Annotated in this window: 9 protein-coding genes; all 9 read left to right on the top strand. The window is 31.5% G+C overall.

Features of this window, described 5'->3' with window-relative positions; genetic code table 4:
* Nucleotides 1-338 precede the first annotated feature (338 nt).
* On the top strand, nt 339-518 hold the full coding sequence (locus tag D9R21_RS08260; RefSeq protein ID WP_241568703.1) for a hypothetical protein: 180 nt from the start codon (nt 339-341) through the stop codon (nt 516-518).
* Nucleotides 519-534: 16 nt separating this feature from the next.
* Nucleotides 535-822, top strand: coding sequence for an LSm family protein (locus tag D9R21_RS08255; protein WP_241568702.1), 288 nt, complete (start codon nt 535-537; stop codon nt 820-822).
* Nucleotides 823-841: 19 nt separating this feature from the next.
* Complete coding sequence (gene nusA, locus D9R21_RS02810; RefSeq protein ID WP_126821015.1) at nt 842-2,257, top strand: transcription termination factor NusA; 1,416 nt, start codon at nt 842-844, stop codon at nt 2,255-2,257.
* A 19-nt stretch (nt 2,258-2,276) separates the two neighbouring features.
* A complete protein-coding gene (rnpM, locus tag D9R21_RS02805) occupies nt 2,277-2,552 on the top strand; it encodes an RNase P modulator RnpM (protein WP_126821014.1) in 276 nt (91 codons plus the stop codon).
* A 2-nt stretch (nt 2,553-2,554) separates the two neighbouring features.
* A complete protein-coding gene (locus tag D9R21_RS02800; protein ID WP_114565325.1) occupies nt 2,555-2,860 on the top strand; it encodes a L7Ae/L30e/S12e/Gadd45 family ribosomal protein in 306 nt (101 codons plus the stop codon).
* 23 nt (nt 2,861-2,883) lie between these two features.
* Nucleotides 2,884-4,737, top strand: coding sequence for a translation initiation factor IF-2 (gene infB, locus D9R21_RS02795; RefSeq protein WP_126821013.1), 1,854 nt, complete (start codon nt 2,884-2,886; stop codon nt 4,735-4,737).
* Between the two features lie 77 nt (nt 4,738-4,814).
* Nucleotides 4,815-5,516 carry a DeoR/GlpR family DNA-binding transcription regulator gene (locus D9R21_RS02790; RefSeq protein WP_126821012.1) on the top strand — a complete coding sequence of 234 codons (702 nt, stop codon included), beginning with the start codon at nt 4,815-4,817 and terminating at the stop codon, nt 5,514-5,516.
* Nucleotides 5,517-5,539: 23 nt separating this feature from the next.
* The gene (locus D9R21_RS02785; protein ID WP_241568701.1) at nt 5,540-7,435 is read left to right on the top strand and encodes a fructose-specific PTS transporter subunit EIIC; all 1,896 of its coding nucleotides are present in this window, start codon (nt 5,540-5,542) and stop codon (nt 7,433-7,435) included.
* A gap of 233 nt (nt 7,436-7,668) precedes the next feature.
* Nucleotides 7,669-8,601, top strand: coding sequence for a 1-phosphofructokinase (gene pfkB / locus D9R21_RS02780; RefSeq protein WP_126821011.1), 933 nt, complete (start codon nt 7,669-7,671; stop codon nt 8,599-8,601).
* The last annotated feature ends 265 nt before the right edge of the window (nt 8,602-8,866 follow it).

The raw sequence follows: 8,866 nt of genomic DNA, 5'->3' as shown, positions 1-8,866 counted from the left end.
GCGATGTTTGTTCAATTTCTTTTACTGTATTTTTTCGAAATTCTGCAGTATATGTTTTAAATTTTTGTTCTTTTCCTGCCATTAAAAAATGCACCTCCTCTAAAAGTTTAGTAAAGTTCTTTTTTAATTTTACTTACTTTTTGGGGTGCAGTCTTATATGATGTAACACTTTATTTTTATTCTACCTTTCCTAATTTATCTTCTTAATTTTGTTGCATTTTTATTAATAAGGTATTATAATAATAAAGTAATTAAAATAGGTCAAGAAAGAGCACAACCGTGCTCTTTCTTTAATGCAATAAATTTAGTTATGTTTGATTAAGAAAAGATGGTGTTGAATGGAACATTTTATACAACAAGAAACAAAATTGAAAGTAGCTTTGGAAAATTATTTAGCAAAGCAAAATTTAACTTTGTTTGCAATTAATTATTTACAAGAGTTTGACACAAATGTTGTGCAAGTGTTAATTGAAGATAAAACAACTGTGCTTGATTTAGATCATCTAACAGTTATTTAGTGAAGAAATTAATGAATTGGTTGATAGTCTTGATTTATTTTCAGAAGAATACTTGTTAGAGGTTTCAACACCAGGTGCTGAGCGACCATTACGAAATTGAAATGAACTACAACAACATGTTAAGGAGTATGTTTATTTAGAATTTAACGAAAAAGTCAATAATTTAGTTGAAGTTACTGGTGAATTATCAATGGTTGATCAGCAACAAAATCTTATTATTACTTATTTTGTTAAAGGTGCTCGCAAAACCTTGCAAACAAATTATCAAAATATTAAATTTGCGCGTTGTGCGGTTAAATTTTAAGAAAGGAATGTTATATAGCATGATTGATGGTGCAAAATTATTGGCAACAATTGATGAAATTATTAGTGAAAAACAAATTAGCCGTGATTTAATTTTAGATTCAATTAAAGAAGGAATTAGGAAGGCTTATGAAAAACATTTTGATCTAGAAGCAACAATTACTGTTGAGATTGATCAAAAAACAGGACAAATTAAAGTTGAAAAAGAATTAACTGTTGTTAAAAAAGTAGAAGATGATTTATTAGAAATTGGTTTAAATGAAGCCAAAGAAAAATATGGTGAGCAAATTACAATTGATGATAAAGTTTATGAACCAGTTAATTCAGAAGAATTTTCACGATTAGCAATTTTCCAAGTTGGCCAAATTATTAAACAACAAATTAAAGAAGCAGAAAAGGATTCAATTTTTGATGAATATATTATCCAAAAAGGGCACTTAATGACAGGTGTTGTTATTGCTGCTGAAGAAAAATACTTATTAGTTGAAGTCGAACGAACATTTGCTTATATTCCTCGAAAAAATTTGATCTTTTCTGACCATTTTGAAGTTGGCCAACCAATTACTTTTTTAGCAGAAGATGTTGTTAAATCAAAAAATGCAGGACAAATTACTGGTTCACGAACAAGCAATGATTTTTTATATCGTTTATTAGAACGTGAGATTCCAGAAATTTTTGAGCAATTAATTGAAGTAAAAGCAATTGCTCGTGATCCTGGGCGTCGTAGTAAGATTGCTGTTTATAGTACAAATAAAAATATTGATCCAATTGGTGCTTGTGTTGGTAGCAAGGGCAGTCGAATTAATAAAGTAACAGCTGAATTACAAGATGAAAAAATTGATATTTGTATTTATAATGATAATAGTCAACAATTTATTATTAACTCATTATCACCCGTAAAAGTAATTTCAATTACAACTAATGATGAAGGAAAAGAAGCTGAAGTTGTTGTTCCTGATGAGCAATTATCATTAGCAATTGGAAAAGGTGGAAGTGCCGCAAAATTAGTTGCAAAGTTAACAAAATGAAAACTAAACATTATGAGTTATAGTGAAGCGTTAACGAAACAAGTTGAAATTTTATGAAATGGAAATTTAACAACTGATGAACTTAGTGCATTACAAGTTAAATTAAAAGATAAAATTAAACCAAAAGCCATTGTTGAAACAAATACTGTTGATATAACAGCCGGTTTACCAGTTGAAGAATTTGAAATTATTGAAGAACAAATGGCTGAAGAAACAATGATTTTAGATGAAGAAAATTATCATGTTGATGATTTAACAGAATCAACTCCTAAAGTATTAGAAAATGAAATTCAAGAAATTGAAGATAATCTTTCTTATTTTGAGAGTGAACAATTTGAAAATCAAGATGATGATGACGATGAAATTAATTATGACGACTATGATGATTATTATGATCAAGATAAATAATTAACTAGGAGGGATATCGATGACAAATCATAAAAAAATTCCCTTACGAAAATGTGTTGTTTCACAACAAATGTTACCAAAAAAAGAATTGGTACGAATTGTTAAGACACCAAACGGGGAAATTATTATTGATCCAACCGGAAAGGCCAATGGGCGCGGTGCTTATTTACGACCAACATTAGAGATTTATGAAAAAGCAAAAAAGACTCACGCGTTAGAACATGCTTTAAAAACAAAGTTAACCGATCAATTTTACGAAATGTTATATTGTGAAATTAGTGAAGTTTGAGATTAACGATGATAGATCAAAAAGGATATAGTTATCTTGGTCTAGCCAAACGAGGGGGTAAACTAATCACGGGGGCTTGTTTGTTAACTGCCATTCAACAAAAAACTGTTTATTTAGTATTAACAAGCAGTGATGTTGGTGCTACGCAAGCAAAAAAATATCAACAAAAATGTTTTTATTATAAGATCCCTTATTTTAGTTGCCTTGATTTCAATTTAACTCAACAAGCTTTGGGAACAAATAATGTTAAAATGATTGGTATTAGTGACCAACATCTTGCCCAACGGTTGCTGACATTATTAAATAATTCTTAAAATTCAAAAAGGAGGAGGGACAGATGAGTAGTAAAAATAACAAACAAAATAAAAAAACATTAGCTAAAAAACAACGAAATCGGATTCAATCACAATTAAAAACGGTTGAAGCACATGTTACCGAAGGAGTTTTTGTTTATGATGAGGCATTAACTATTGCTGAGTTTGCCCAAAAAATTAATAAACCCGTTAGTGAAATTATTAAATACTTTTTTAGTAAGGGGATAATGTTAAATCAAAATACTTTTTTAACTGAAGAGCAATTGGGAGAGTTATGTTTAGAATTCGGGTTAGATTTTAAACGTGAAAAATCAGTAACACATGAAAACTTAATTGAAAGTTTTGAAGTTAATGATGACCCTGCTTCGTTAGAAAAACGACCACCAATTGTCACAATTATGGGCCATGTTGATCATGGGAAAACAACCCTATTAGATACCATTCGTAATACTAATGTGGTAAGTACAGAACATGGGGGAATTACACAACATATTGGGGCTTATCAAATTAAAACGAAACATGGTGAAAAGATTACCTTTGTTGATACTCCTGGACATGAAGCTTTTACACAAATGCGCGCACGAGGGAGTGCAGTAACAGATATTGTTGTCCTAGTTGTTGCCGCTGATGATGGTGTAATGTTGCAAACTAAAGAAGCCATTGATCATGCCAAAGCAGCTGGCGTACCAATTATTGTTTTTGTTAATAAAATGGATAAAGTTGGAGTAAATTTAGATAATATTTTAATGCAATTATCACAAGAAGAATTAACTTCAGAAGAGTGAGGAGGAACAACTTCTTATGTTAAAGGAAGTGCTAAACAAAAACAAGGAATTGATGAATTATTAGATACAATTTTATTAATGGCTGATTTAATGGAATTAAAAGCAAATCCAAATCGTTTTGCGTTAGGAACAGTGCTTGAATCACACTTAAATCGTGGCTTAGGACCAGTTGCAACACTATTGGTGCAATCAGGAACATTGAATATTAAAGATGCCTTAGTTGTTGGTTATACTTTTGGTTATGTTCGTGATTTATCTGATGAGAGTGGTAAAAAAATTAAATCAGCAGGACCATCAACTCCAGTTATGATTCATGGTTTAAATGAAGTACCAAATGCTGGTGACCGTTTTATGGTTTTTCGAGATGAAAAATTAGCACGTGAAATTGCTTTAAAACGAAAAACAATTGATACAATCAATAAACGTTATAAAAATCAAAATTTCTCGTTAGAAAGTTTATCAGCCCAAATTAAAGATGGACAATTAAAACAAATTAATATTATTTTAAAAGCTGATACTCAAGGAACAGTTGAAGCGGTAAAAGCAAGTCTATTAAAAATTAATATTCAAGGTGTAAGAATTAATGTTTTACGAGCAACTGTTGGGGCAATTTCTGAAAGTGATGTAACATTAGGTTTAGCTAGTCAAGCACTTATTGTTGGTTTTAATGTTCGTCCAACAGCTCATGTTCGGAAAAAAGCCGAAGATGAAGGTGTTGCAATTCGTTTGCATACAATTATTTATAAATTAACTGAAGAAATATTTGCCGCAGCGGAAGGAATTTTAGATCCAGAAATGGTTGAAGAAGTGTTAGGACAAGCGGAAGTACGTCAAATTTTCCGTCATTCTGATATTGGAACTATTGCTGGTTGTTATGTTACTGATGGTATTATTCCACGAAAATCACGAGTTCGAGTTTTACGTGATGGAGTTATTGTCTATAGTGGTGAATTGGCATCATTAAAACATGTTAAAGATGATATTAAAGAAGCCAAAACAGGGGCTGAATGTGGGTTAACAATTAAAAACTATAATGATTTAAAAGAGCAAGATGTTATTGAAGCTTATACTGAGAAAGCCGTTACAAAGTAATGGTTTTTTTGGGTTGTTTTATGTTATTTTTGGTTGTTTTTGGTTAAAAATAAGATATAACTACAATTGGTGAGAAAATGTTAAAAGAATTGCGATGAGAAAAAATTTTAGCTTGTTTAGATTATCAACAATTAGTATTAGTTAACGACTTAATTAAACAATTGCAGTTATCATCAACAACATTACGCCGTGATTTAACGGAAATGGAGCAACAAGGGTTATTAAAACGAGTCCATGGTGGTGTTAAATTACAAAAGAGTTATGAGGTTCGGATAGAAGAACAATTAAATGAAAAAATCCAACAGCATGCAGAAGAAAAATATTTAATTGCTCGCCATGCGGTTAAAAAAATTAAACCAAAAATGTGTCTTTATTTGGATGCTGGTTCATCAACCTTAGCATTAATTAAGTTATTACAACCAGCAGATGATTTAGTAATTATTACTAATTCAATCTTCCATGTAGAACTATTAGCTTTAGGAGGATTTAATAATGTTTATGTCTTGGGAGGAAAATATAAACACCAAACAGGAGCATTAATTGGTTGAGAAGCCATTACGACTTTACAAAAATATCAAATTGCTTGTGCTTTTTTAGGCGTGAGTGGGATTAATGGTCAGTATTTATATACGACCGACCCAGATGAAGCAATGATTAAAGCAGAGGTTATTAAACGATCAACAAAAAGTTATATTCTTGCTGATTCATCAAAATTTAACATTAAATCATTAGTAAAATTCGCTTCTCGTTCGGAAGTTGAAATTATTACAAGTTCATAGAAAGAATCAAAGGATAAAAAATTATGAAAATAATTGATTATTTTACTGAAGCAACAACTTTTTTAAAAACTTCTGCGACAGATAAAGCTGAAGTCTTTGCAACATTAGCAACAGCATTAGTTAACAATGAAACAGTTACTGATTCAGCAAAGCTAATTAAAGCTTTAGAAAAACGTGAAACAGAAGGTCCAACGGGGGTTGGTGATGGTTTAGCAATTCCCCACTGTTCAAGTAGTAGTGTTACTAAACCATCAATTGCAATTATGACATTAGAAAAGGCAGTTGATTGACAAAGTTTAGATAACAAACCAGTTGATATCATTTTTATGATTACTACGCCAGAACAAGGAGGAGAGCAACATTTACAAGCACTAGCAAAATTAGCTGGTTTTTTAGGAAAAAGTGAAGTTGTAACTCAAATTAGTGCGGCAAAAACTTTTGCTGATATTCTTAAAGCACTTATTGAACCATTTACTGACCACGATAAAATGAAAACCGATGGTCACTATGATGTTATTGGTATTACAGCTTGTCCAACTGGAATTGCCCATACTTATATGGCAAAAGAAAAAATGGAAGAAGCAGCAAAGGCAATGGGCTTAACAATTAAAGTTGAAACGCAAGGGCGTAGCGGTAATGAAAATGTCTTAACAGCAACCGACATTGCTAATGCAAAAGCAATTATTCTTGGGATTGATAAAAAAATTACGGGAATGGATCGTTTTAAGGGTGTTTCATATTTAGAAACAAGTACAAAAGATGTTATTTACCAGGGCCCTAATGTTATTCAAGATGCTTTGAATGGTAAACGTTTAACAATTGGCAAAGGTGGCAAAGGTGGTAACGATGAAGTTGGTGAATTAAGTTTAAAAAACTTTAAAGATGTAACAAAAAACCTCTTAGGAGGAGTTTCACGAATGTTACCATTTGTGGTTGCTGGAGGAATTATTTTAGGAATTGGTTTCTTATTAGATTCAGGTAAAACAGGAAAAGATTTTGGGGTAACTCGTGATGTTGCTGCATGATTTTCAGGATTAGGAAAAGTAATCTTTGGTATGATGGTTCCAATTTTAGGTGCTTATGTATGTTACTCTATTGTGGGACCACAAGGATTATTACCCGGGATGACAGCAGGATTAATTGCTAATGCTCCTGGAATGTTATATGATGCAGAAAATAAAACGGGATGAGCAAATACATGAGGGCGATTATTCCTTGATTCAATTTCAAACTTTAACTCAGGATTTTTTGGAGCCTTAATTGGTGGTTATCTTGTTGCCTTTGCTGTATATGGATGCCAAAAAGGATTTGCTCGGTTCCACCCATCACTACGAGGGGTTCGTGATATTGTATTAATCCCTGTTCTAACAGCTTTAGCAGCAGGAGTCTTAATGTTTTGATTAAATATCCCACTAGGATATTTAAACTACGGTTTAAGTTTAGGTTTAAAAGCAATTGCCGATTATAATTTAAATGCTTTAATTGGAATTATTATTGGTTTAATGATGGCTGCTGATATGGGTGGACCAATTAATAAAGCTGCCTATGTCTTTGGAACCTTAACAATTGATGCTACACAAACAGCTTATGAAGGAATTCGCTCAACGAATGGGGGAACAGTCTTTATGGCTTGTACAATGTTAGCAGGAATGGTACCACCATTAGCATTAGCCCTATGTACAAGAATGTTTAAAAAATATTGAACAAAAAAAGATGTTGAGCAAGGAAATACTAACTATTTCTTAGCCGCATGTTTTATTACCGAAGGGGCAATTCCATTTGCTGCTGTTGACCCAAAACGAACAATTCCATCAATTATGGCTGGAAGTGCTATTACTGGCGCAATTGTTAGTGGTTTTGGTGTAACCTTAGCAGCACCGCACGGGGGGGGTCTTTCCGCTATTGCAAATCCAAGATAATGGTAAAAATTGATTTAGTATTGCTAATCATGGTGCTTAAATTGGAGTAGCAGTCTTAATTTCAGTTATTGCACTAATTATTGGAAGCTTTATTAGTGCCTTGATTCTTGGATTTTGAAGAATGCGTGATGTTAAAAACAATAAAATTACTTTAGCAATTTAATTTAAAAAGTAAAAACCCAACTCATTGGGTTTTTATAATACTAAAATAAAAAGGGAAGGATTACGAAAAAATGATTTATACATTAACATTAAATCCCGCAATTGACCAAGTTATTGAAGTCCCTAATTTCCAGGTAGGAGAAACTAATAAAGCGATTAGTGAGTATGAGGTAATTGGTGGCAAAGGAATTAATGTTGCCGTAATGTTGCAACATTTAGGATATTCAACTACAGCATTAGGCTTTTTGGGGCGTGATAATAAGGAAATGTTTGAACATTATTTGATAGAGCAAAAGGTTGGTGCTTGTTTTCATGAAGTTAATGGTAAAAACCGAACTAATATAAAAATTAAAAGTTTAGAAATAAAACAAGAAACAGAATTAAACGGTCTTGCTTTTTCTGTTAGTGCTGATGATGTTATGGCACTGTTAACAATTCTTAAAACAGAATTAACCAAAAATGATTGTTTAATTATTTCTGGTTCATTACCACGCAATTGTCCATCTGATTTATATCAAACAATTAGTACTTACTGTGATGAAAATGAAATCTTATTTGTTGTTGATGCAACAAAGGATGTTTTATTATCAACTTTATCAGCTAAACCATTCTTAATTAAACCAAATTTAGCGGAATTAAATGAACTATTTGAAACAAATTACCAATTTACTCAAAAAGCAGAAATTGTTGCTTTAGGAAAAAGATTGCAAGAACAAGGGGCACAGAATGTTTTAATTAGTAGTGGTAAGGATGGGAGCATCTTAATTACTCCAACAAATGTTTATGTTGGTAATACTGCAACAGGACAATTAATTAATTCAGTTGGCGCTGGTGATTCAATGGTTGCTGGATTTGTTGGAGCATATTTAGCAACAGATGATTATCAAGAAGCAATGTTAACTGGTATTTGTGCTGGATCAGCGACAGCATTTAGTCAAGGGATTGCTGACAAATTGTTAGTGGAAAGTTTAAAGCAACAAATCAAAATTAGTACTTTTAGATAAAAAAAATGATATTTAATAATATCATTTTTTTATTTTATGTCATATTGTTCATTGCCGTTACAATTATAGTTTATGCCCAAAAAAATAGAGTGCACCCCAAAAAGTAAGTATTAGTAAAAAAGGTTTATAAACTTTTATTTATTATATCCTTTTCTTTGCGGCTTGAATATCATTTATTTCATTTTTTAACATCATTAATATATTCGTCATGCGATAAGTAAATATTGTTATGAATTGTTGCTTTTTTTAATAAAGAATGAAAACT

The organism is Spiroplasma endosymbiont of Megaselia nigra (genome assembly GCF_003987485.1).
Lineage (GTDB): Bacteria > Bacillota_I > Bacilli_A > Mycoplasmatales > Mycoplasmataceae > Spiroplasma.
This window is presented reverse-complemented; position numbering and strand designations above follow the sequence as displayed.